This is a genomic window from Flavisphingomonas formosensis (genome assembly GCF_009755815.1).
GTDB classification, from domain to species: Bacteria; Pseudomonadota; Alphaproteobacteria; order Sphingomonadales; family Sphingomonadaceae; genus Flavisphingomonas; species Flavisphingomonas formosensis.
In genome coordinates this window covers 150,029-172,288 of the sequence record NZ_WRPK01000003.1, presented here as the reverse complement: position 1 = coordinate 172,288, position 22,260 = coordinate 150,029, and the positions used below count along the sequence as shown (strand labels likewise).

Genomic DNA, 22,260 nt, shown 5'->3' with positions numbered 1-22,260 from the left:
CGCATCGCGGCACCGCCGGGTGGGGTCAATGACGGGTCGGAGTTGATCTATCAACCATCTTCGCTGAACCGGTGCAGCGGAACGCCGCGCGCGGCCGCGCTCGTGGCCAGCCAATGCCAGAAGCTGCCGGCGAAGCTGCGGAAGACGGCAACGTCGAATTGCGCTTCGCCGACGCGTATCAGGATCGCGCCGACATGGGCGATCACCGTCACCGCGACGGCGCCGACCGGAAAGGCGTCCGCATGCAGATCGATGAAGGCGCCGGACTGAAGCATTGGCATCGCTTCCGCGCCGCCGAGACGCAGCACCGCATAGCCCGAGCTCTGATCGAATACCGACGCCACGCCATCGAGCTGCACCGCCATCGAGCAAGCCCAGAAGGGATCCGCGCCCTCACAGAAGGAAAGCCAGCTTCCCGGCCCCGTCCCGGCAAAACGCACCGCGCCGGCACCCGACAGGATCGGCCCGTCGATGAGCGCGATCCCGAAGCGTTCCGCCACGCGCTGCGCGAGCGCAGCCGTGGACGATGCGCGCGCCATGATCGTCGCGATTCCAAGATCGCCCCGCTCGCTGACGGCCAGGCCGCCGCCCGCCGCCGGCAGGGCGCCGACCATCGCCGTAAATGCCCGTTCCTCAACCACGCAGCCTAACCCCTTCCGGATCGAAGAAAATCGGGGAGCAGACCTCGACCTCGACATCGGTCCCGCGCACGGGAGACACGGCGCGCACCCGCTCGCCGATCCGCGACGGCCCGTTGGCGAGGAGGCCGAGCGCGATCCATCCGTCGACGACCGGCGAGAAACAGGCCGAGGTGACATAGCCCTGATCATGCTCCGCCCGTGCCGCAGCGCCGAGCGGCAGCAGATGTGCACCGCCGCGCACCCGCTCGCCCGGCCGCACCGGCTTGAGGCCGACCAGCGTCGGCCGCATCGGATCGGTCAGCGCCGCCCGGCCGGCAAGCGCGCGGCCGATGAAATCCTTCCTGGCCGACAGCATCCGCCCCATGCCGAGATCGTGCGCCGTCGTCTGGCCATTCAGCTCGTTACCCGCCGGATGCCCCTTCTCGATCCGGAGCACGCCCAGCGCCTCGGTGCCGTAGGGCGTGACGCCGAAGCTCCGCCCGGCCTCCGTCAGCGCCCGCATCAGCGCCGCGCCGCGATCCGCCGGCACCGCAATCTCATAAGCAAGCTCGCCGGAGAAGGAGAGCCGGAACAGCCGCGCCGGCCCATCCCGCCACCGGCACTGCGCGCTGGCCATGAAGGGGAACGCCTCGTTGGACAGATCCATGTCCGGCAGCAGCCGCTGCATCAGCACCCGCGCATTCGGCCCTGCCACCGCCACTTGCGCCCATTGCTCCGTCACCGACACGGCCTGCGCGTCCAGCTCCGGCCAGAGCACATGCCGGCAATAATCGACATGCTGCATCACCCGCGCCGCATTGGCGGTGGTGGTGGAAATCACATAGCGGTCGTCGGCGAGCCGCGCCGCGGTGCCGTCGTCGAACACGAAGCCGTCCTCGCGAAGCATCAGCCCGTAGCGCGCCTTGCCCACCGGCAGAGTGGACATCATGTTCGTGTAGAGCCGATCGAGCAGCGTGGCTGCGTCCGGCCCGGCCACCTCGATCTTGCCCAGCGTCGATACATCGCAGATGCCGACGCCGGTGCGCACCGCCCGCGCCTCGCGCGTCACACTTTCCAGCCAGTCGCTTTCGCCGGGCCGGGTGAACCACTGGGCCCGCTTCCACTGACCGGTATCGACGAAGCTTGCGCCATTCTCGGCCGCCCACGCATGGCCGGCAGTCAGCCGGACCGGGCGGAAATGCGCGGCAGTGTGCGCGCCGGCGAAAGCACCGATCGCCACAGGCCGGTCGGGCGGCCGCGCGATCACCGTGCCCTTCTCGCCCATCGCCGTGGCGGTGGCCGCGGCGAGCAGTGCCTGGCCGTTGACCTGCCCGGCCTTGCCCTGGTCGGTCGCCATGCCGAGCGTCGTGTAGCGCTTGAGATGCTCGACCGAGCGGAAGCCTTCACGCTCGGCCAAAGCGATATCGTCCACCGTCACGTCATGCTGGAAGTCGACGAAGGCCTTGCCCTTCGAACCCGGCACGGACCAGAGCGTCCCCACCCCGGCCGGATCGTCCGACGTGGCCGGCCGTGCGCCGACCGTCGCGGGCATGCCGAGATCGGCAAGCGCCGCCTGCGCCTCACGCAGCCCGTCGTCGATCGCTTCACCCAGCGAGAAATGCCCCGCCGCCGCCCCGGCCAGCGCCATGCCGGCCGGCGGGGTCTTCAGCACGAAGGCGTGGATGGCGTCATCCCACACCGGCCGCGCGCCGAGATGGCTGGCGATGCCGATCGCCGGATTCCAGCCGCCGGCCATGGCGAGTATGTCCGCCTCGATGCGCCTGCCGGAAACCTCTATCGATCGCAGCGTCTTGCCATGGGTTGCTGTCACCATGCCTGCGATCGTCGATCCGTCGCCCGTGCCGTCGGGCGTGACGATTGCCGGCACCTCGATCCCCGCCGCCTTCAGCGCCCGGGCCAGTCTCAAGCCGCTGGCGGTGAGCGCGAATATCGCGATGCGCTTGCCGGGCGCTGTCGCAAAGCGATTGACATAGGCCTCGACGGCGGAGGCCTGCATGACGCCGGGCCGGTCGTTGCCGCCGAAGCTGATCGGCCGCTCGACCGCGCCGGTGGCGAGGATCGTCCGTTTCGCCGCGATCTTCCACAGGCGCTGTCGCGGCTGGCCAGCCGCGGGTGTGACGAGATGGTCCGCCACTTTTTCGACCGCGCCGAAGGTGCAGCTGTCATAGCCGCCGAACAGCGTCGTGCGCTTCAGGACCCGGACGGTGGGAAGCGACGCCAGCTCCGCCGCAACCGCCGCGACCCAATCAGCGGCCGGCTGCCCGTCAATCTCGTGCCGTTCGGCGAGCAGCCGCCCGCCCAGCGCGAAATCCTCCTCGACGATCAGCACCCGCGCGCCGGCGCGCCCGGCGGTCAGCGCCGCCATCAGCCCCGCCGGTCCGGCGCCGATCACCAGCAGGTCGCAAAAGGCGTGATCACGGTCGTAGCTGTCCGGATCGGGCAGTCCGCTCAACGCGCCCAGCCCCGCCGCGCGGCGGATCAGCGGCTCGTACAGTCTCTCCCAGAAGCGGCGCGGCCACATGAAGGTCTTATAATAGAAGCCGGCGACAAATATCGGAGACAGAAGGCCATTCACCGCCATCATGTCGAAGCCGAGGCTAGGCCAGCGATTCTGGCTCGCCGCCTCCAGCCCGTCATACAGCTCGACGGTGGTCGCCTTGCTGTTCGGCTCCGCCCGCGCGCCGGAGCGCAGGGTCACCAGTGCGTTCGGCTCCTCCGCACCGGCGGTCAGAATGCCGCGCGGCCGATGATATTTGAACGAGCGGCCGACCAGCCTGACGTCATTCGCGATCAGCGCAGAGGCGAGCGTGTCGCCCGCGAAACCCTGGTAGGATTTTCCGTCGAACGTGAAGGCGAGCGGCTGTCGGCGATCGATCGATCCGCCCGCGGCGAGCCGGCTCATCGCTTCGCCTCCCGCGCCAAGGTGGCGCCGGCTATCGCATGGCTGCGCGTATCGCGTTCCACCACGATCCAGGTGCGGCACCCCTGGGCATGATACCAATGCTCGTGCATCGCGCCCGCGACGTTGGCGCGCGGATAGACATAGTCCGCAAAGGCCGCCTCGTTCGCCTCCGCTCCATCGGGGCGCTGCGGAGCGGCGTCGCCGCGATAGACGAACTCGTGCGCGTCGCGCTCGCCGCAATAGGGACAGGGGATGCGCATCAGTGCAGGTTCGCCTGGGCGCCCATGCCCTTCTCGTCGATCACCCGGCCGGATGCGAAGCGATCGAGGCGATAGGCGGCGGCAGCGGGATGCGGCGCGTCGCGGGCGATGAGATGGGCGAAGCACCAGCCCGAGGCGGGCGTCGCCTTGAAGCCGCCATAGCACCAGCCGGCATTGAGATAGAGGCCGGGGACCGGTGCATGGTCGATGATCGGCGACCCGTCCATCGTCATGTCCATGATGCCGCCCCAGCTGCGCAGCAGCCGAGCCCGCCCGATCATCGGCATCAGCGCCATGCCGCCCTCGCACACATCCTCGACGACGGGCAGGTTCCCGCGCTGCGCATAGCTGTTATACCCATCGATATCCCCGCCGAAGACGAGGCCGCCCTTGTCGGACTGGCTGATGTAGAAATGGCCCGCGCCGAAGGTGATCACGCCGGGGATGATCGGCTTCAGCCCCTCGCTCACGAAGGCCTGCAGGACATGGCTCTCGATCGGCAGGCGCAGCCCTGCCATCGCCGCGACGCGCGAGCTGTTGCCGGCCACCGCGAGCGCCACCTTGCCCGCGCGGATCGTCCCACGCGTCGTCTCCACGCCGATCACCGCGCCGTCGGGGCCGCGCAGGAAGCCGGTGACCTCGCAGTTCTGGATGATGTCGACGCCGCGGTCCGAGGCGGCCCGCGCATAGCCCCAGTTCACCGCATCGTGCCGCGCGGTGCCGCCGCGCCGCTGGAGCAGGCCGCCCTTGATCGGGAAGCGCGCATTGTCGAAATTGAGGAACGGCGCATGCCGGCGCACCCCCTCCTCGTCGAGCAGCTCGGCATCGACGCCGTGCAGCCGCATCGCATTGCCGCGCCGCTCATAGGCATCGCGTTGCGCATCCGAATGGCAGAGGTTCAGCACGCCGCGCTGGCTGACCATCGCATTATAGTTGAGATCCTGCTCGAGCCCCTCCCAGAGCTGCATCGACAACTCGTAGAAGGGGATGTTGCCGGGCAGCAGATAGTTGGAACGAATGATCGTCGTGTTGCGCCCGGCATTGCCGCCGCCGATCCAGCCTTTCTCCACCACCGCGACATTGGTGATGCCGAACACCTTGGCGAGATAATGCGCGGTGGCGAGCCCATGCCCGCCGCCGCCGACGATCACCACGTCATAGGCCGGCTTTGGCTGGGCATCGCGCCACGCCGGCCCCCAGCCACGGTGGCCGGACAGCGCCTCACGGACGAGGGAGAAGATCGAATAGCGCATGGCGTTCCTTGTCGATCGCGATCCTCGCCGATATGCAGGGGCCATGCGGGACTCAGAGCGACATGGATGGGATCAGAAACGACATGAGACACCTACCCGCATCGGCTTTTTGCTGATCCAGGACTTCGCGCTAATGTCCTATGCGTCGGTGGTGGAGCCCTTCCGGGCCGCGAACACGCTGTCCGGCCGGCCGCTCTACGCCTGGCGCCATTATTCGATCGACGGCGCTCCTGCCCGCGCCTCCAACGGGATCGAGATCGTCGTCGACGGCATGCTCGCGCCAGACGAGCCGCTCGACATGCTGTTCGTCGTCGCCGGCGGCAATCCCGCGATCGTGCGCCACCGGGCGACGCTCGGCCGTCTGCGCCAGCTTGCCGCGCGCGGCGTGGCGATCGGCGGCGTCTCGGGCGGACCTTTCCTGCTCGCCCGCGCCGGGCTGCTCGCAGGCTACCGCTGCACGATCCACTGGGAGCATGAGGCCGCCTTCGTCGAGGCCTTTCCCGAGCTGGAGGTGGAGCGCGGCCTCTATGTGATCGATCGCGATCGCCTGACCTGCGCGGGCGGCACCGCCGGGCTCGACCTCGCGATCGAGATGATCGGCGAGGCGCATGGCCCCGCCCTCGCCGCGCAAGTGGGCGAATGGTATATTCGTACGCAGCGTCGCGAAGGCGCCGGCGCCCAGCGGGCGTCCCTGGCGCAGCGTTATCGTCTCGCCCATCCGGGGATGCGCGCAGCATTGGAGGCGATGGAAACCAACCTCGCCGATCCCCTGCCCCGCGAAACGCTCGCCGCCCGCGCCGGCGTGTCGATCCGCCAGCTGGAACGCCTGTTCGCTGCAGGAGTCGGCCGTACCATCGGGCAGGAATATCTCCGCCTGCGCCTCGAAGCCGCGCTCCGCCTTCTGCGCGAGAGCGATCTCAGCCGCATCGAGATAGCGGTCGCCTGCGGCTTTGCGGATGCGGGCCATTTCTCCCGTGCATTCCGCGCCCGGTTCGGCGTGACGCCGACGCGGGCACGACGAGGCGCTTCAGGTCCGCGCCCGGGATAGTATAAATGAGGCCTCGCGCCGACCAGGAGCCAAGCGCATGCACCCCTTTCCCCACGACATCTTCACCGAACAGAGCGACGTCGATCCCGACACACTAGCCAATCTCGGCCCGCTGCGCCCGCTCGCCGGCATCTGGCAGGCGAAGAAGGGCATCGACATCGCGCCCAAGGCGGACGGCCCCGAGCAGCGCACCTTCATCGAGCATATCCGCTTCGATCCGATCGATCCCCAATCGAATGGACCGCAGCTCCTTTATGGCCTGCGCTACCATATCCACATCACCACCGTGGAGGAGGACATCACCTTCCACGATCAGGTCGGCTACTGGCTGTGGGAGTCCGCGACCGGCCTCGTCCAGCAGACGCTCGCCATCCCGCGCGGCCAGGTCCTGCTCGCGTCGGGCCAGGCGAAGCCCGACGACAAGACGATCACGCTCACCGCGGCCCGCGGCCAGACCGATTACGGCATCTGCTCGACCGACTTTCTAGAGCAGGCGTTTCGCACCGACGCCTATCGCATCCAGATCGTCTTCAACGACGACGGCAGCTGGAGCTACGATATCCAGACGACGCTTACCGTGCGCGGCCAGACAGCGCCTTTCACCCATCATGACCGCAACACGCTGCATCGGATCGGCGAGGCCAAGCCCAATCCCTGGGCGCAGATCCTGGCCAAGCGGGCGCAGCATCCCGCGCCTGCCCAGACCAATGCACCGCCCGCCGGCTGATCGCAATCGAGGACGGACGAACGGATTCGGCCAAAACCCCCGCCGGCGCGGCGGCCTGCCGCGATGCAGGCGTGACAAACAGCATTTCGGAATCTAGTTTCGAAACCTGGATCGTAAGGTGGTCCGGCGCGTCATGCCGGGCCTTCCGATCGAGGAGAGGAACAGATGAAGGATTTGCTGATCAAGGGCGGAACCGTGGTCGACGGCACCGGCGCGCCCGCTTTCAAGGCCGATGTGCTGGTCAGGAACGGCCGGATCGCGAAGGTCGGCCCCGATCTCGCCGCCGACGGCGCCGAAGTCCACGATGCCGCCGGCTGCTACGTCACGCCCGGCTTCATCGAATCGCATACCCATTATGATGCGACCATGTGGTGGCAGAGCGATCTCGATCCCCTGCCCGGCTATGGCGCGACCACGATCATCACCGGCAATTGCGGCTTTACCGCCGCGCCGATCTCCGACGACAAGGCCGCGCAGATCGAGATGATGAAGATCTTCTCCTTCTTCGAGGACATCCCGTTCGAGCCCTTCGCCAAGGAAGTGCCGTGGGACTGGCGGCTGTGGTCGGAATATAAGGAATCGCTCAAGAAGCGGGTGAAGCTGCCGCTGAACAACGCCTCCTTCGTCGGCCATATCGCGATCCGCCTCGCCGCGATGGGCGTCGATGCCTGGAAGCGCGCTGCGACCAGGGACGAGATCGCCCGCATGGCAGAGCTGCTCGACGACGCGCTCGCCGCCGGCGCGCTCGGCCTGTCCGAGAACCTCCTCGATCATGACGGCGACGGCCGCCCGATCCCGACGCTGCTTGCCGAGGATGAGGAGATAAGCGCGCTGTTCGACGTGCTGGAGCGCTATCCCCACGCCTCGGTGCAGTGCGTGCTCGACATCGGTCTGATCCGCGACACCGGACCGGAGCAGACCCGCCGCCTCGCCCGCCTGCTGAAAGGCCGCGACATCCGCTTCCAGTTCACCGGTCTCATCCCGACGATCGGCTATCAGGGCTATCTGCTCGAGCCGATGCGCGCGCTGCGCGACGAGATCCGCGCCGAGGGCATAGATGCATGGGTGGGCTATGCGCACATCCCCTTCACCCTGCAGATCGGCCTCTACAAGACCCTGCTCTTCGCCCAGTCCGGCGACTATGTGTGGCACGAGGTGGTGCAGGCGCCGACCATCGAGGAGAAGGCGGCGCTGCTGGCCGATCCGGAATGGCGCGCCCGTGCCCGCGACAGCTGGGAGAACAAGTCCCCGCCCGGCTCGCCGATGAACAATCCGGACATGCTGCTGCTCACCCGCCTGGGTTCCGAGAACGGCACCGGCCCGTTCGACCTGACGCTCAAGGAATATGCCGAGCAGAAGGGCGTGCATCGCTCGGATGCGATGGCCGACTGGTTCCTGGCCAACGGCGTCTATTCCACCATCCGCATGAAGCCATTCGCGATGAACGACGATGCGGTCGTCGAGATGGTCCATGACGAGCGCACCGTCGGCAACATCTCGGATGCCGGCGCGCATCTCCAGATGCTGTGCGGCGGCGGCGAGAATGTCGTCTATCTCACCAAATATCATCGCGACCAGAAGCTGATCACGATCGAGGAAGCGGTCCACGTCATGACCGGCCGCCTCGCCGAGCATTTCCGCCTGCGCGACATCGGCGAGATCAAGGAAGGCAAGCGCGCCGACATCGCGGTGTTCAACCTCGCCGAGATCGAGCAGCGCGACATGGAGAAGGCCTATGACGTCACCGACGGCAAGGGCGGCATCACCTGGCGCTTCACCCGCCAGGCGGCACCGATGCGGCTGACCCTGGTCAATGGTGTCGCCACCTTCGACGGCACCAAGTTCACCGGCGCGAAGCCGGGCGAATATCTGGAGCCGGCAATGGCGGCTGCCCCGCTGGCCGTCGCGGCGGAGTGATGAGGGGGGGCGGCTGCGGCCGCCCCGCTTCGGTGTACTTTCATTTCCGTGCATCCCGAGCGAAGTCGAGGCTGACCACGGCGCGACTTTCCGACTACGCTCGGAGGGTCCGTCGACTTCGCTCGGGACGAACGGTTGGATTCGGGGCCTTCCGAAGTAGGAGCCCTAAAATTTATGCGCCACGCCGAATGACAGCGCGACGTCGGGCGTGTTCCGGTTGAGCCCCGCAACCGCCTGGATGTCGAGCTGCGTCATCTTCTCGGGCTGAACGTCGAAAGACAGCGCCGCGCTGCTCATCGTCGCATGCTGCTCCGGATCGCGATCGCGGACGAACTGGAGTTCGGGCGTCAGCCGGACCGTCTTGCTGAGATGTAGCTGGACGCCCATCGCCGTACCATAAGCGAGGTGCCGCCCCGACCCGCTTTCGTTCGCCGCAGCGTCGATCTCCGGCGAAAGCTCCAGCGAGACCGCGTCGCTGATCTTGTAGCTCGCCGGCACGATCAGGCCGGCGCTCCAGTCGCCAGCGCCGATGCCGCGATGACCGGAGGGCAGCGTGGCATATGGCAGGAGCGCAAGCGCAAGGCCGGTCTTGCCCTCCGCCGGATGCTGCAAATTCTGCTTCAGTCCGATGGTCACGTCACCAATGCCGTCGACGCGATCGATGGTTCCCGTCGTCCGATCGCGTGTGCGCAGATGGCCATAAGCAGTCCAGCCCAGGCGCACTTCCGTCGTCGCGCCGACGCCATAGCGCAGCAATATGTCGCCTGCCTCGATCAGATCCTGTCGCTGATCGGCCTGCCTGTCGAGCGTCCAGCCGCCTAGCCCGATCTCGGCCTGGAGCCGTCCGGGATCGACCGTGCAGGCCGGGGTATCGAGGCCCGGCCGATCGCTGCACAGATCGCGCGGTGCGGGCCGATGGCTGCTGTCCGGCGCTATCTCGTCGGGTGTATCCTGCGCGAAGGCCGGCGCGGCAGCCAAAGCGACGATGGCTGCAGCGGCGAAAATCCCCTTCATCATGGCATGTCCCTGTCCATGCTGTGTTTGGCCGGACCAACGTGCAGGCACAAAGCAGGGTTCCGGTTTCGGCGAGCAAGCCGCTTCCCGCTTGAGCAGTGGCCCGCGACCTGCCAGAGCCGCGCCTTCGCAATGCGGATGCAGGATCCGCCGACGGTCCGGGAGGGATGGCGCGCGCGATGATCGGTGCGGGCTATGCCGGCCTCTTTCTTGCAGCGCTCGTCGCCGCGACGCTGCTCCCTGCCCAGTCTGAGGCAGTGCTTGTCGGCCTGATCGTCAGCGGACGCTACTCCGTTGCCTTGCTCCTGCTCGCAGCGACGATGGGCAATGTGCTGGGATCATTGATCAATTGGCTGCTCGGCCGCCAGATCGAACGGTTCCGCGATCACCGCTGGTTCCCGGTATCCGCTCGCGCGCTGAACCGGGCCGAGGCCTTTTACGCCCGCTATGGCCGCTGGAGCCTGCTGCTGAGCTGGGCACCGATCATCGGCGATCCGCTCACGCTCGTCGCCGGGCTGCTGCGCGAACGGCTGCTTCCTTTCCTGCTGCTGGTGACGATCGCGAAATTCGGGCGCTATGCCCTGCTCGCCGCGATCACCTTGGGCGCGCTGGGGCGATAATCGGCGCTGGAGCATGCTGCGCGACATGCGAATCGCTCAGCTCGCTGAGCCATCGCTGTGGCTCCCGTTTCTGCGGGATCCGCTTCCCGCGTTTCCGCATGATGCTCTAAGCTGCGGCCCCCGCAGGCCCCGGCAGATGCTTCCGAATCCCCGCAATCACCAGATGATGCGCGCGGTCGACGATCTCGTCGATGGAAGGCGTGCGGGCAAAAAGAGCACGCGCCTCGGCACGCAGCGTGTCGCGGCACGGGATATGGGGATGGAACAGGCGCCAGACGGCGGCCGACGGCGCCGGCGCACCCTCCAGCGTGTCGTGCAGCGTCGACAGTTCGTCCTTGCCGAGATGCGACTGCAGCGCCTCCGCGATCGGCCTCGGATGAAAGCGCGCGGCCAGCAATTCCGCGGTGCGATGAATGATCTTGGGCGCCAGGCGATGCTCGTTGCGCACGAACCGCGCCGGCACGCCTTGCAGTCCCCTGACGATCCCGAACAGGGACAGCAGCTTCAATATATAGAAGGTGATGTCGATCTCACGCCGGCGAAAGCCCTGCCGTGCGCTGCGCTGGAAAGCATGGTGGTTGTTGTGCCAGCCCTCGCCCATGGTGAGGATGGCGAGGATCAGGTTGTTGCGGCTGTCGTCGCCCGTCACATAGCGCTGCGTGCCACTGACATGCGCCAGCGAGTTGATGCAGAAGGTGGCGTGATAGACCAGCACCGTGCTCCACACGAAACCGACGACCAGCGCCTGCCATCCGCCGAGCAGGAAGCAGGCGAGCCCGAGCACGATCAGCGGCACCTGCTCGAAGCGGTGCAGCCAGCGCAGCTCGGGGAAACGCGTGAGATCCGGCACGCCGGAAAGATCCGCCACGTCGTGCCGGCGCGCGAAGATCCAGCCGACATGGCTGTAGAGGAAACCCTTGTGACGCGGCGAATGCACGTCCTCGGGCATGTCCGAATAGAGATGGTGGTGGCGGTGCTTGGCGGCCCACCACAGCACGCTCTTCTGGCCCGAGCTTTGTGCGAGGAAAGCCAGACAAAACTGGAAGATACGGCCCGTCGAATAGGCCCGATGCGAGAAATAGCGGTGATATCCGCCGGTCACGCCGAACATCCTGAGGCCATAGAGCAGGGCGCAGAGACCGAGCGCCCAGGCGCTCACTCCCGTCCACAGCGCCGCAAAGGCCGCGAGGTGGATCAGGATGAACGGGATGGTGGTAGGGTAGAGAATATCGTCTTCGTGCCGGACGGCACCGTCTGTCGCGCAATTCATCGGTGCGCCATAGCGACCGGCCTGCAGCTTGGGAATATGGGCTCGTCTCGAAAAGCGATCAGCCGCGCCATCGGCGCATGCTGCGCTCATAGGCCTGCCGCGATTTTTCCACCGCGCGCTCCAGCCTTCGGATTTCCGTCTCGTACTGCTTCTCGGCGCTCCGCCGTTCACGCGCAAGTTCCGCCTCGCGTTGCCGGAAGCCTTCCTCCTCGACCTTATGACGCGCCTGCACCTGCGCAAGCTCGGCTTCCGCACGGTCCAGCGCGCTGCGATCCGGACGGGGCTTGACGGGCTTCGGCCTGGGTTTCGGTGCCGGCTTCGCCTTGGCTCGTCTCGGCGATGGAGCCTTCTCGGCCGGCGCGGGCGGATCGGCCAGCTCCTGCGCCGCCCGCTGCCGCCGCACCGGACGATCCTTCGGCAGCGCAGCGATCTGCTCGGCCGTCGTGCCGCGCAGGCGCCTAATCACGACGCCCGGCCGCTCCAGCGGCTCACGACTCAGTTCGGCGTCGTCCACCCGTTCGGCCACGCCCCGCGAAAACAGATCATGCTCGCTGCCCCATGCCTCGAGCGCCGCCTTCTGGCTCGGCGCGGCGACATAGGCGTCGTGGAAGCCGATCGGTGTCCTGAAGACCTTGAGCGTCTGCTTGCGGGACATGGCAAAGCCTCGGGGCCGGGCGGTCAGACCCTCATTTGCCCTTTGGCGCCTTCGCCGCGGTCGCCTCGATCTCGACCAGGAAATAGGGCGAAGCCAGCGCCGACACCTGCACGGTCGACCGGGCAACCAGATTCGGATTTTCCGCGGTTCCGAAGAACTGCTTATAACCCTCGTTGAAACCAGCGAAATCCATCTTCCCGTTCAATTTCGGATCGCCGACCAGGAAAACGGTCAGCTTCACGACATCCGACAGCGAATAGCCCAGCGTGCCGAGGCCGGCCTTGATCTTGTTCAGCACGCTGATCGTCTGCGTTCTGGTGTCGCCGAAATCCTCCAGGCGATCCTTTTTCGCGGGATCGATCGGCGCGGGCACCTGGCCGCTCAGCATCACTATCTCGGCGCCGGCCGGGATGGTGACGCCCATCAGGATGGGCGCCGGCGGCGGATTGGGGTGCCGGACGATGTCCGCAGCCCGTGCCTGTCCGGAAAGCCCGATCGCTGCGGCCAGCGCGGGCACCGCCATGATGCGCATCCTCATCCCGTCTCTCCCTCGTGTCGATGTCGGCCCGGCGCGCCTTCCGCGCGCTCGGTCACCGCATGCTCCGCTGCCGCCTTGCCGATCGCCATCACCGTCGCCTGCGCCGATTGCAGGGCGCCTTCCTGCCATCCCGGGGTCTGGCTCAGTGCCGCGCCCGCCAGATAGATGCGACCGATCGGCTCACTCAGCAACCGATATTCGGGCGTATCGATACGCGCCTCGCCCATGCTTGGCGGTGCCCCCGGATGCCAGTTCGGCCATGGTCCGAGGCTATGGGCGATCTTGCTCCAGTTCACCGCGATCGGATTGGCGCAGTCAGCGCCATGACCGGGATGGACGCGATCGATCGCCGCTCGAGCGGCCGCGATCTGGTCCGCGATCGGCCGGCGCGCAAAGGCGGCCGCTCGCTCGCCGCTGCTATAGCAACCGAGGATCATGCCGCGCTCGCCGTGCAGACCGGCGGACGGATACCAGATCATCGCGGTTTCGCCGCCCACCCAGCTTATCCCGCCATAGATCTGCTCGCGCTCCCAGAAACGCGGCGCCTCGAAGGCGACCTTGTTGGCCTGATCATAGACGACGCCGGCAATCGCCTTCGCCACGGGGAGCGGAAAATCCGCGTCGATCTTCGCAAGCACCGGGAAGGGAATGGTGCAGATCAGATAATCCCCCTGCACGCTGCGGATCGCGCCGCCCTCGCGGTCGGCATAATGCACCTCGACGCCCCGCTCCCGCTGGCGGATGCGGCGCACCTCGGCATTCAACCTGATCGGCCCCTGCACGTTGCGTGCGATCCCGCGCGCAATGCCGTCCATGCCGCCCACCGGCTGGAACATCGTCGCCTGCATGAAGATCATCTCTTCGAACAATGTCATCGGCATCTGGTCGTTGGCGAGCAATGCGTGGAGCGGCTGTGGCGGCATCGCCGTCTCGAAGCTCGAAACGCCCGCCCCCGGACCCGTTCGGAAGCCCGACCTTATCGTGCCCCGAAAGCTGCCGTCCGTATCGAGATCGCCATAGAAATTCAGGAACGGCCGCAGACGCTCCTTGTCGTCCGCGCTCAGCATCGTGTCGAGCGCGCCCTGGTCCACTGCCTTGGCGAGCAGTTCGCTCAGATGGCCACGCATATCGTTGATCGCGGTACGCATGCGCAGGCGGCTGCCGTCCGCGCCGAGCAGATAGGCGGATCGGCTGCTGTTGACCTCGACCTCCAGCGGGACGCCGAACCTGCGGGCATAGCCCAGCATGCCTTCGTGAAAGCTCGGCAGGCGCGCCGGACCCGCGTTGAAATAAATCCCGTCGGAGAAGCGCGCGATTTGCGTTTCCTCGCCGATCATCTCGATTCGATCGCCGTCCCGCACCGTCCAGGCCCGGCCGCCGACCCGCGTGCGCGCCTCGATCAGGGTCACCGAAAAGCCGGCCTGTTCCAGTTCATGGGCCGAAACGAGGCCTGCAATGCCCGCACCGAGAATGATCACCGAACGGCCCTTGCCGCTTCCGGGCGGTGGCGGGGAAAAGGCTTGGGCGGCCCCGGTACCGTATAAGCCGAGGGCATGCATCGTGCCGGCCAGCGCCCCGACGCCCCCGATCCTCGAAACCTGCGTCAACAGCCCCCTGCGCGTCAGCATAGCCCCGTCTCCGTCGCCGCATTGCAGCATGTCATAAACGGGAGGAACGGCAAGTCGCCGCGGGCGCATCTCGATCGATGCAAATTCGATGAAGCCTATATGCCGAACGGGATCATGGGCCGGTCCAGCGACCACCATGATCGCCTGCGCGCCATCGGCAGGACCGGCGCCTGCCTTCACCATTGTGCCGGGCGGGTAATCCGACGCTAGCCGCGCGAATTTCTCCCTACGATCCGCAACTGCTATCCCCGCAATGTCTGCCGCTGATTCTCGTCGATATCGAGACGCCTGTCGATCTCCTCGGCAAGCTCATCGAGCTGTTCGAAAGAGGCCGCGAGTTCCACGGTGGCGCCATCTGCGAGGGTAAAGCCGAGACGATATGCGTCTCCGTCCGGCACGATCGAAAAGCGGGCGAATGACTGGGTCATGAAATCTCCATATGTGCCGATTGATGGGAAGAGTTGCGCTGGGCGGCAATCAAGCGTCGGCAACCATATGTTCTTGCGCCAGGCAGATGACATTGTTGGTCAATTTCGCGAATCCGGTATCGTCTCCGGCTTCGACCGTCTCGGCGATCAACGCCCACATGCGGGCGGAATGGGCGCAACGCTGCTTCGCACGCGGCTCGATCTCGATCAGCGCGAGCTCGGCGGCAAGGGATGACCAGCGCCGGTAAAATCGTGTTTGCGTCTGAAGCAAATGGCTGCTCATCCTGTCCTCGTCACCGGGCAGGAATGATGCGGATGCGATCCACGGCACTGGCTGTCCTGCGGGATGCCGCCACGGCAGCGGCGCGCACCTCCTCCAGCTTCGCTCCATCATAACCGGGCTCGTCCGGACGCATCTCCACGTCGGTTTCGACCACGAGAATGACGCACCGCTCGCGGCCTTCGATTTCCCATTCGTGCCAACTCCGCACGATGTGATCATTGGAAGAATCGAGACTCACCACCCATTGGCTCCCTTATGGCAAGCGGGAGCGCAACCGAGTCTCTCAGCCACCGGCAGCCTGCAAAGGATGTGGCCGGCGATGGCCAAGACTTATACGAACTTGGCCCGCTTAGCGAGCGGCAACTGAAAACGCGTCCGCACCGCCAGGAAAAGAGCACCCTATGCACGGCAGAGAGAAAGCTTCTCGAAACCAGGATCGGATAAGAGGGTAGCGATGTCCGCGCACCCCTCATCCCCGCCCGCAGCTGCAAAACCCGCTTCCCTGCGCGCCCGCTTCGGCACTGCGCGCGGCCTCGCCCGTCTGGCACTTTCCTACCCGCAGGCCGCCATGCTGCCGCGCGACGCCCGCCATCCCGATCCGGCCGCGATCAGGCGGCTGATCTTCGTCTGCCACGGCAATATCTGCCGCAGCGCCTTCGCCGAGGTGGCGGCCCGCGCGATCGGACTCGACGTGGCTTCGTTCGGGCTCAGCACCTATGCCGATGGTCCCGCACATCCGCCGGCAATCGCAGCAGCGGGACAGCTTGGCTATGACCTGACGGCGCATCGCACGACCCGTGCAGAAGATTTCGCGCTCCGGCCGGGCGACCTGCTGCTCGCCATGGAAATACGCCAGCTGACCCGCATCGCCGCCGATCCGCGCCTGTCGGTCGCACCGCGCTCGCTGCTCGGGCTCTGGACCGCGCCGCCCATGCCGCATCTCCACGACCCCTTCGGCCTGGACGATGCCTATATGCTCACCTGCCTCAAGCGGATCGAGGGTGCGGTCCAGCGCCTGAAACGCGCTTTCCCCGCGGCAGTAGTTTCCTGAACGCGGCGCGCATATCCGCCAGGAACGGCCCGGGATCGGCGGCGCTGAACACATAATAGCGCATCCGGGGATCGAGGAAGCCGGACAGCCAGGCGAACAGATCGCCGATCGGCCGTGGCTCGAAGAAAGGATCCGCGATCCTGCCCCGCTGGAACAGCAGGCGGATCAGCCGGCGCGTCTCCGGGATCATGTAGCGCGCGCGCAGCGAGGCGCGATACGGGCCGGCCTCATGATGCTCGCCGAGTATCCGGCGGCGATAGCTCTCCCAGGCGAAATGCGCGCCGCAAGCTCTCGCGAGCGGCAGGCTGCCCCAGAAGCGACCGTTGATCTCCATCAGCCAATAACGGCCGGTCACCGGATCGTGGCGATATTCGACCATCGCCGGCCCTTCCCAGCCAATCCCGGCCAGCAGCGCCTCGGACAACGCCATCTGCGCCTGGTGCCGCTCGATCGGCTCGGCGGCGCACAAGGTCGAGACGCCGCCCTCCGGCGGCCATTCGTGCAACCGCACATGCTGGAAGCAGAGCGTCGCGCGGCCCGCCTCCATATGGATCATCTGGCCCAGGCCGCGGCCGGGGCAATAGCCCTGCACGATCGGCCAGACGCCGAGCGAAGCGTAGCGTGCGAGGATGGCGAGCAGCGCATCGGCATCGCGCGCGAACTCCGCCTTGACCAGTTCCAGCCCGCGCTGCTCCAGCAGCGCCGCGACGGCCATCGGATCCGGCCATTTCACCACCACCGGATAGGGACGCGCCGCAGCCTCGCGGGTGAAATCCTCGCCCGTTCGCGGCTGCCAGCTTTCCGGCACGGAGAGGCCCAGCGCCCGGGCGCGGCGCAGCGTCTCGCGTTTGTCGAGCACGATGGCCAGCTGTGGCGTGCGGGGCGTGAGAATGCGGCAGCCCTCGATCTCCTCCGGCATCGCCGCGAGCTCGATCAGGTCGCCTTCCGAAATGGCGAACAACGCCTTCGCACCCGTGCGGCGGATCAATGCCGGCAGCCAGTCCGCAAGCGGCCCCGGCACGCGGACGCTGGAGTCGGCGACGAAGCGGGAATGGGCGCCGATCGCCGCCGCGGACCGGCCAATACCATGCACCGGCACGCCATGGCCGCCCAGCTCGCGGACGACCGAGAGACCGATCGGCGTATCGATGCCGAGCAGGATCGCGGGCGGGAGCGTTTTCACGCCGGGCGCAGCTGCCGCTCGTAGCACCAGGTGGCGATCGCCTGCTCGCCGATCCGTGCGAGCGTGCGCAGCCGGTTGGGGCCGAGCCGTGGCGCATTGCCAGTCAGCACCCTTTCCGCATCGAGATCGGCGAAGCGCGCGGTGCGCAGGCGCGGATCGCGGGCAATCGCTCGGCACAGCGCCTCGAAACGGCGCATTACCGAGATATTGGGGCGGCTGCGATCGCGCGAGAGCATTTCGAAGCTATGAGTGACGATGGTGAAGACGGGATGCTCCGCCCCGGCGGCATGATCCAGCGCCGCGCCCATCTCCCAGGCCGACAGCGCGCAAATCTGCGCCGGGCGGAAATGTCCCGGCCGGTCGTAGAGCCCCGAGACGGGCAATTCGACCACGCCCTGATGCCGCACCGGCAGATGCCGATCCGGAGCAAGCGACACGCGGCAGGCGCCGCCCAGATAATCGGCATTGACGCTGCTGTCCCAACCGATGCCGAGCTCGGCGAGCACCGCCAGCGTATCGTCGTTCGCGCCATAGTTGCCGGCCCGGAAAGCGATCGGCGCGGGCGCTCCGGCCTCGACCAGCAGATCGCGCGCCAGGGACAGCAGGATGCGCTGATCGGCCCGTGAAAAATCGGCGATGAAAGTGCCGCGTCGCCCCTCGACAGGGGACTGCTTTGCCCATTCCAGCCATTCGGTGTGGATGTGGAGCTGCACATCATGCCCGCGCGCCAGGATCGGCCCGATCATGTCCGCCACCAGCGCCGGCCCATGCACCAGCGCCGGCATCGGATCGACGAAGAAGATGCCGGTGAGCCCCTGCTCCTCCAGCCGATCCATCTGCCAGCCGACACCATAGGCACCGCCCGCCGCCTCGCCGCCGATCGAGCTCGCCAGATTGGCCGACGCGGACATTCCGCGCTGCTGGAGCAGCGCGGAAAGCTCGGTGTCGACGGTGATCAGGACGGCGGTCATCGGCGGAAATCCTCTGCGCGTGCCTAGCGCCTATCGGTTAAGATTGCGACAAGCGGAGCGTCACCCCCAAGGCGGCACCGGCGCGTAGACGGACCGTAGATGCCGGACCATCGCCTGCACATTGGCCGGCATCAACGCCGCACGCGGATGGACCGCATAGACGGCGACGTCGGAAGCTCCCTGCCAGTCGGGCAGCACCCGCAGCAGCCGTCCGAGCCGCAGCTCGACGCCGACATCCCAGGTGGAACGCAATGCAATGCCGTAGCCGGAGAGGGCCAGCTCGCGCACCACCTCGCTGGAATTTGTCCGTAGCGGCGTCGCGAAGGGGAGCAGCAGCTGTTCGCCGCTCGCAGACTCCAGCCGCCACGGTATCTGATGGCTCGCGGCGAGCAATCGGTGGCGTGCGAGATCGTCCAGCGTTTCCGGCGCATCCTGCTCCGCAAGATAGGAAGGTGACGCGCAAAGCACGCGTCGGTTCGCCGCCAGCCGATGGAATTCCAGCGCCGGATCGATCTGCCCGGTGATGCGGATCGCCAGGTCGAAGCGGCCGCCGATCAGGTCGGCGAAATCGTCGCTCAGCTCCAGGTCGATCGCAACCTCCGGATAGGTTTCGAGGAAGCTCTTCAGATAAGGCGCGACATGCATGCGCCCGAAGGAGGTCGGCGCCGCGATGCGCAGCGGACCGCGCGGCACGGTGGCAAGGCCGGCCACCCGCGCCTCCGCCTGCTCCGCCGCGGCGAGGATCTGGGTCACGTCGGCATGGAAGGCGCGTCCGGCCTCGGTCAGCGCCAGCCGCCGCGTCGTGCGATGGACGAGCCGTGCGCCGAGCCGCTCCTCCAGCCGCGACAGCCGCTTCGAGACCATCGCCGGAGACAGGTGCAAGGCCCGTCCCGCCGCCGAAAGACTGCCTTCCGCCACGATCCGGGCAAACAATATGTAATCCGAGTCCATCGCCATCTTTTCATGAGAGGAAAAGATGCGTTGATCAATCATGATCTACCGGAAACAGTGCGGGCTGCTATCCCTGTGACGAACCCAAGAGGAGTCCCATGATGATCAGCAAGGCCGGATTGAAGGTCGCCGACATACTCGCGGCATTCGTCGAGGAGCGCGCCCTGCCCGGCACCAGCATCGAGCCCGCCGCCTTCTGGGCCGGTTTCGCGGGCATCCTTGCCCGTTTCGCGCCCGAAAACGCCGCCCTGCTCGTGACGCGGGACCGGCTGCAGGCGAAGATCGATTCGTGGCATCAGGCACGCAGCGGCCAGCCGCTCGACCAGTCCACCTACCAGGCCTTCCTGCGCGAGATCGGCTATCTGGTCGACGAGCCTGCGCCCTTCGCGGTCGGCACCGCCAAGGTCGATGCCGAGATCGCGACCATGGCCGGGCCGCAGCTCGTCGTCCCCGTGCTCAACGACCGCTTCCTGCTCAACGCCGCCAATGCGCGCTGGGGGAGCCTCTACGACGCGCTCTACGGCACGGACGCGCTGCCCGGCGCCGCCCGCCCCGGCGGTTATGATGCCGAGCGCGGCGCCCAGGTCATCGCCCGCTCCAAGGCTTTTCTTGACGAAGCCGTTCCGCTCGCCTCGGGCAGCTGGGCCGATTTCGCGGGCGGCGATCCCGTCCTCGCCGATCCGTCCCAGCTCGTCGGCCGCAAGCCCGGCGGGCTCCTGCTGCGCCACAACGGACTGCACATCGAGCTGGTGATCGATCCCGCCCATCCGATCGGCAAAAGCGATCCCGCCGGCATCGCCGACGTCCTGCTCGAGGCGGCGCTGACCACCATCGTCGATCTCGAGGATTCGGTCGCGGCGGTCGATGCCGAGGACAAGGTGCTCGCTTATTCCAACTGGCTCGGCCTGATGCAGGGCACGCTGGAGGCGTCGTTCGAGAAGGGCGGCCGCACGATGACCCGCGCGCTCGCCGCGGATCGCGAATGGACCGCGCCGGACGGCAGCGCCTTCGCCCTGCCGGGGCGCAGCGTCCTGCTCGTGCGCAATGTCGGCCATCTGATGACGACGCCGGCCGTCCGCCTGACCGACGGCACCGAGGCGCCCGAAGGCATCGTCGATGCGGTGATGACCAGCCTCATCGCGCTGCACGATCTCCAGCGCCGTGGTCGCTTCACCAACAGCCGCGCCGGCTCGATCTACATCGTCAAACCCAAGATGCACGGTCCCGAGGAGGTCGCCTTCACCGACCGGCTGTTCGATGCCGTCGAGGATATGCTCGGCCTGGCGCGACACACCATCAAGGTCGGCGTGATGGACGAGGAGCGGCGCACCTCCGCGAACCTCGCCGCGTGCATCGCAGCGGTGAAGGATCGTATCATCTTCATCAACACCGGCTTCCTCGACCGTACCGGCGACGAGATGCACACCTCGATGCGAGCCGGCCCGATGATCCGCAAGGGCGCGATGAAGGCGTCCGACTGGATCAAGGCCTATGAGGACCGCAACGTCCGCATCGGACTCGCCTGCGGGCTCTCGGGCAAGGCGCAGATCGGCAAGGGCATGTGGGCGGCGCCCGATCGCATGGCCGACATGCTGGAGCAGAAGATCGGCCATCCGCTGAGCGGCGCCAACACCGCCTGGGTCCCCTCGCCCACCGCCGCGACGCTCCACGCGATGCACTATCATGCGGTCGACGTGTTCGCGCGGCAGAAGGAGATTGCGGCCGAAGCGATCCCGGCGCTCGACCGGCTGCTCGCCATCCCGGTCGCCCACGGCATCAACTGGTCGGAAGAGGAGATTCGCGAGGAGCTGGAGAACAATGCCCAGGGTATATTGGGCTATGTCGTGCGCTGGGTGGACCAGGGCGTCGGCTGCTCCAAGGTGCCGGACATCCATGATGTCGGCCTGATGGAGGATCGCGCGACCCTGCGTATCTCCTCCCAGCACATGGCGAACTGGATGCTCCACGGCGTCGCCTCGGCGGGGGAGATCGACCAGGCGCTCATCCGCATGGCGGCCAAGGTGGACGCGCAGAACGAAGGCGATGCCGCCTATCGCCCGATGTCAGGCCGCGAGGCGGACAGCCTCGCCTTCCAGGCGGCGCGCGCGCTGGTGTTCGAAGGGGTGGAGCAGCCGAACGGCTATACCGAGCCGCTGCTCCATCGCTTCCGCGCGAAGGTGAAGGCCGGCGGATAGGCCCATGCCGATCCGGCTGCGATCAGACCCGTTCGATCGCAGCCGGATATTTCGTCAGCATATCTTCGGCGGTGACCAGCATCAGATCTTCCGCGAGCGCCTGGGCGATCAGCATCCGATCGAACGGATCCTTGTGGATCGGCGGCAGGCGATCGATCGATGCGGCATGCTCGCCGGTGATCGGCAGCTCCTCATACCCATTATCGATCAGTGCCCGGCGCAACTGCCGGGGATCCACGACGAAATCCGGCCGATCGAGCGAGCGCTTGATCGCGATTTCCCAGAGGCTCGCGGCGCTGAAGAACAAGCTATTTTCGGGCTTGTCGATCATCGTGCGGGCGGCAGGCGACAGGCTGTTCGAATTGGCGGCCGCCCAAAGCAGCACATGCGTGTCGAGCAGCAGCTTCATCGATCACCGTTGAAGAGTTGGTCGATCTCCTCCCGCCCCATCTCGTTGAAATCTTCGGGAACCGAGATTTTGCCTTCGAGAAATCCGATACGGCGGCGCTCATGCGCCATGGGCGCGTCGAGCGGCACGACCTTGACCAGCGGCTTTCCGGCCTTGGCGATAATGAAAGGCTCGCCCTTGGCCGCACGATCGACGAGGCGTGACAGATGCGTCTTGGCATCGTGGATATTGACGGTCTCCAAGCACATCTCCACCAGACTAAACCAACTCAACTTAGTCTATCAAAGATAGGCCGGCAAGGCCGCCCGGCCCTGGG

23 protein-coding genes are annotated in these 22,260 nt (G+C 66.8%); 6 read left to right on the top strand and 17 right to left on the bottom strand.

Features of this window, described 5'->3' with window-relative positions; genetic code table 11:
* Positions 1-50: 50 nt before the first annotated feature.
* The 4 genes from GQY20_RS10240 to GQY20_RS10225 are packed head-to-tail and all read right to left on the bottom strand — an operon-like array spanning position 51 to position 5,056.
* A complete protein-coding gene (locus GQY20_RS10240; protein ID WP_157216983.1) occupies positions 51-641 on the bottom strand; it encodes a sarcosine oxidase subunit gamma in 591 nt (196 codons plus the stop codon).
* A complete protein-coding gene (locus tag GQY20_RS10235) occupies positions 634-3,543 on the bottom strand; it encodes a sarcosine oxidase subunit alpha family protein (RefSeq protein ID WP_157216982.1) in 2,910 nt (969 codons plus the stop codon). Before GQY20_RS10235 ends, GQY20_RS10240 begins: the two co-directional genes overlap by 8 nt.
* Positions 3,540-3,803, bottom strand: coding sequence for a sarcosine oxidase subunit delta (locus tag GQY20_RS10230; RefSeq protein ID WP_157216981.1), 264 nt, complete (start codon positions 3,801-3,803; stop codon positions 3,540-3,542). Before GQY20_RS10230 ends, GQY20_RS10235 begins: the two co-directional genes overlap by 4 nt.
* Positions 3,803-5,056, bottom strand: a complete 1,254-nt coding sequence (locus GQY20_RS10225) for a sarcosine oxidase subunit beta family protein (protein ID WP_157216980.1) — start codon at positions 5,054-5,056, stop codon at positions 3,803-3,805. The genes GQY20_RS10230 and GQY20_RS10225 overlap by 1 nt, the downstream gene beginning before the upstream one ends.
* 133 nt (positions 5,057-5,189) lie before the next feature.
* Here GQY20_RS10225 and GQY20_RS10220 point away from each other — a divergent pair, with 133 nt between their 5' ends.
* The 3 genes from GQY20_RS10220 (at position 5,190) to GQY20_RS10210 (ending at position 8,748) form a co-directional block, all read left to right on the top strand.
* Positions 5,190-6,104, top strand: a complete 915-nt coding sequence (locus tag GQY20_RS10220; protein WP_232475986.1) for a GlxA family transcriptional regulator — start codon at positions 5,190-5,192, stop codon at positions 6,102-6,104.
* 37 nt (positions 6,105-6,141) lie between these two features.
* A complete protein-coding gene (locus GQY20_RS10215; RefSeq protein ID WP_157216978.1) occupies positions 6,142-6,831 on the top strand; it encodes an FABP family protein in 690 nt (229 codons plus the stop codon).
* 165 nt (positions 6,832-6,996) lie between these two features.
* The gene (locus GQY20_RS10210) at positions 6,997-8,748 is read left to right on the top strand and encodes an N-acyl-D-amino-acid deacylase family protein (protein ID WP_157216977.1); all 1,752 of its coding nucleotides are present in this window, start codon (positions 6,997-6,999) and stop codon (positions 8,746-8,748) included.
* Positions 8,749-8,913: 165 nt separating this feature from the next.
* Here GQY20_RS10210 and GQY20_RS10205 read toward each other — a convergent pair whose 3' ends face one another.
* Complete coding sequence (locus tag GQY20_RS10205; protein ID WP_157217324.1) at positions 8,914-9,762, bottom strand: transporter; 849 nt, start codon at positions 9,760-9,762, stop codon at positions 8,914-8,916.
* Positions 9,763-9,941: 179 nt separating this feature from the next.
* On the opposite strand from GQY20_RS10205, the gene GQY20_RS10200 reads away from it, so the two are divergent.
* On the top strand, positions 9,942-10,382 hold the full coding sequence (locus tag GQY20_RS10200) for a YqaA family protein (protein WP_157217323.1): 441 nt from the start codon (positions 9,942-9,944) through the stop codon (positions 10,380-10,382).
* Between the two features lie 106 nt (positions 10,383-10,488).
* On the opposite strand, the gene GQY20_RS10195 is transcribed toward GQY20_RS10200, so the two are convergent.
* From GQY20_RS10195 to GQY20_RS10165, 7 genes are all read right to left on the bottom strand, one after another.
* A complete protein-coding gene (locus tag GQY20_RS10195; protein WP_157216976.1) occupies positions 10,489-11,652 on the bottom strand; it encodes an acyl-CoA desaturase in 1,164 nt (387 codons plus the stop codon).
* 58 nt (positions 11,653-11,710) lie between these two features.
* Positions 11,711-12,307: a hypothetical protein gene (locus tag GQY20_RS10190; RefSeq protein WP_157216975.1), complete on the bottom strand. Its 597-nt coding sequence runs from the start codon at positions 12,305-12,307 to the stop codon at positions 11,711-11,713.
* A gap of 31 nt (positions 12,308-12,338) precedes the next feature.
* Complete coding sequence (locus GQY20_RS10185; protein ID WP_157216974.1) at positions 12,339-12,845, bottom strand: RidA family protein; 507 nt, start codon at positions 12,843-12,845, stop codon at positions 12,339-12,341.
* The gene (locus tag GQY20_RS10180; RefSeq protein WP_157216973.1) at positions 12,842-14,473 is read right to left on the bottom strand and encodes a flavin monoamine oxidase family protein; all 1,632 of its coding nucleotides are present in this window, start codon (positions 14,471-14,473) and stop codon (positions 12,842-12,844) included. Before GQY20_RS10180 ends, GQY20_RS10185 begins: the two co-directional genes overlap by 4 nt.
* Before the next feature lie 242 nt (positions 14,474-14,715).
* Complete coding sequence (locus tag GQY20_RS10175; protein WP_157216972.1) at positions 14,716-14,901, bottom strand: hypothetical protein; 186 nt, start codon at positions 14,899-14,901, stop codon at positions 14,716-14,718.
* Between the two features lie 49 nt (positions 14,902-14,950).
* Positions 14,951-15,184: a hypothetical protein gene (locus tag GQY20_RS10170; protein WP_157216971.1), complete on the bottom strand. Its 234-nt coding sequence runs from the start codon at positions 15,182-15,184 to the stop codon at positions 14,951-14,953.
* 10 nt (positions 15,185-15,194) lie between these two features.
* The gene (locus GQY20_RS10165; protein WP_198350900.1) at positions 15,195-15,422 is read right to left on the bottom strand and encodes a hypothetical protein; all 228 of its coding nucleotides are present in this window, start codon (positions 15,420-15,422) and stop codon (positions 15,195-15,197) included.
* Positions 15,423-15,638: 216 nt separating this feature from the next.
* Here GQY20_RS10165 and GQY20_RS10160 point away from each other — a divergent pair, with 216 nt between their 5' ends.
* Positions 15,639-16,235, top strand: a complete 597-nt coding sequence (locus GQY20_RS10160) for an arsenate reductase/protein-tyrosine-phosphatase family protein (protein WP_157216969.1) — start codon at positions 15,639-15,641, stop codon at positions 16,233-16,235.
* On the opposite strand, the gene GQY20_RS10155 is transcribed toward GQY20_RS10160, so the two are convergent.
* Genes GQY20_RS10155 through GQY20_RS10145 form a run of 3 tightly spaced genes read right to left on the bottom strand, consistent with a single transcriptional unit; the run spans position 16,171 to position 19,340 of the window.
* Entirely contained in the window at positions 16,171-17,418 is a 1,248-nt protein-coding gene (locus tag GQY20_RS10155) for a carboxylate--amine ligase (RefSeq protein ID WP_157216968.1), read from the bottom strand. The two genes, GQY20_RS10160 and GQY20_RS10155, sit on opposite strands and share 65 nt — an antisense overlap.
* Positions 17,415-18,389, bottom strand: coding sequence for a polysaccharide deacetylase family protein (locus GQY20_RS10150; RefSeq protein WP_157216967.1), 975 nt, complete (start codon positions 18,387-18,389; stop codon positions 17,415-17,417). Before GQY20_RS10150 ends, GQY20_RS10155 begins: the two co-directional genes overlap by 4 nt.
* Positions 18,390-18,449: 60 nt before the next feature.
* Entirely contained in the window at positions 18,450-19,340 is an 891-nt protein-coding gene (locus GQY20_RS10145) for a LysR family transcriptional regulator (protein ID WP_157216966.1), read from the bottom strand.
* Positions 19,341-19,441: 101 nt separating this feature from the next.
* Between GQY20_RS10145 and GQY20_RS10140 the strand changes: the two genes are divergently transcribed.
* Positions 19,442-21,535, top strand: coding sequence for a malate synthase G (locus GQY20_RS10140; protein WP_157217322.1), 2,094 nt, complete (start codon positions 19,442-19,444; stop codon positions 21,533-21,535).
* A gap of 22 nt (positions 21,536-21,557) precedes the next feature.
* On the opposite strand, the gene GQY20_RS10135 is transcribed toward GQY20_RS10140, so the two are convergent.
* Both GQY20_RS10135 and GQY20_RS10130 read right to left on the bottom strand, forming a co-directional pair.
* The gene (locus tag GQY20_RS10135; RefSeq protein WP_157216965.1) at positions 21,558-21,944 is read right to left on the bottom strand and encodes a type II toxin-antitoxin system VapC family toxin; all 387 of its coding nucleotides are present in this window, start codon (positions 21,942-21,944) and stop codon (positions 21,558-21,560) included.
* Positions 21,941-22,186 carry a type II toxin-antitoxin system Phd/YefM family antitoxin gene (locus GQY20_RS10130; protein ID WP_157216964.1) on the bottom strand — a complete coding sequence of 82 codons (246 nt, stop codon included), beginning with the start codon at positions 22,184-22,186 and terminating at the stop codon, positions 21,941-21,943. The genes GQY20_RS10135 and GQY20_RS10130 overlap by 4 nt, the downstream gene beginning before the upstream one ends.
* Positions 22,187-22,260 lie beyond the last annotated feature (74 nt).

Coding starts and splice junctions, on each gene's coding strand:
- GQY20_RS10140 (WP_157217322.1), top strand. CDS start 19,442: ATGATCAGCAAGGCCGGATTGAAGGTCGCCGACATACTCGCGGCATTC.
- GQY20_RS10160 (WP_157216969.1), top strand. CDS start 15,639: ATGTCCGCGCACCCCTCATCCCCGCCCGCAGCTGCAAAACCCGCTTCC.
- GQY20_RS10180 (WP_157216973.1), bottom strand. CDS start 14,473: ATGCTGACGCGCAGGGGGCTGTTGACGCAGGTTTCGAGGATCGGGGGC.
- GQY20_RS10175 (WP_157216972.1), bottom strand. CDS start 14,901: ATGACCCAGTCATTCGCCCGCTTTTCGATCGTGCCGGACGGAGACGCA.
- GQY20_RS10210 (WP_157216977.1), top strand. CDS start 6,997: ATGAAGGATTTGCTGATCAAGGGCGGAACCGTGGTCGACGGCACCGGC.
- GQY20_RS10205 (WP_157217324.1), bottom strand. CDS start 9,762: ATGAAGGGGATTTTCGCCGCTGCAGCCATCGTCGCTTTGGCTGCCGCG.
- GQY20_RS10170 (WP_157216971.1), bottom strand. CDS start 15,184: ATGAGCAGCCATTTGCTTCAGACGCAAACACGATTTTACCGGCGCTGG.
- GQY20_RS10200 (WP_157217323.1), top strand. CDS start 9,942: ATGATCGGTGCGGGCTATGCCGGCCTCTTTCTTGCAGCGCTCGTCGCC.
- GQY20_RS10225 (WP_157216980.1), bottom strand. CDS start 5,056: ATGCGCTATTCGATCTTCTCCCTCGTCCGTGAGGCGCTGTCCGGCCAC.
- GQY20_RS10195 (WP_157216976.1), bottom strand. CDS start 11,652: ATGAATTGCGCGACAGACGGTGCCGTCCGGCACGAAGACGATATTCTC.
- GQY20_RS10185 (WP_157216974.1), bottom strand. CDS start 12,845: ATGAGGATGCGCATCATGGCGGTGCCCGCGCTGGCCGCAGCGATCGGG.
- GQY20_RS10220 (WP_232475986.1), top strand. CDS start 5,190: ATGTCCTATGCGTCGGTGGTGGAGCCCTTCCGGGCCGCGAACACGCTG.
- GQY20_RS10145 (WP_157216966.1), bottom strand. CDS start 19,340: ATGGACTCGGATTACATATTGTTTGCCCGGATCGTGGCGGAAGGCAGT.
- GQY20_RS10150 (WP_157216967.1), bottom strand. CDS start 18,389: ATGACCGCCGTCCTGATCACCGTCGACACCGAGCTTTCCGCGCTGCTC.
- GQY20_RS10230 (WP_157216981.1), bottom strand. CDS start 3,803: ATGCGCATCCCCTGTCCCTATTGCGGCGAGCGCGACGCGCACGAGTTC.
- GQY20_RS10190 (WP_157216975.1), bottom strand. CDS start 12,307: ATGTCCCGCAAGCAGACGCTCAAGGTCTTCAGGACACCGATCGGCTTC.
- GQY20_RS10235 (WP_157216982.1), bottom strand. CDS start 3,543: ATGAGCCGGCTCGCCGCGGGCGGATCGATCGATCGCCGACAGCCGCTC.
- GQY20_RS10215 (WP_157216978.1), top strand. CDS start 6,142: ATGCACCCCTTTCCCCACGACATCTTCACCGAACAGAGCGACGTCGAT.
- GQY20_RS10135 (WP_157216965.1), bottom strand. CDS start 21,944: ATGAAGCTGCTGCTCGACACGCATGTGCTGCTTTGGGCGGCCGCCAAT.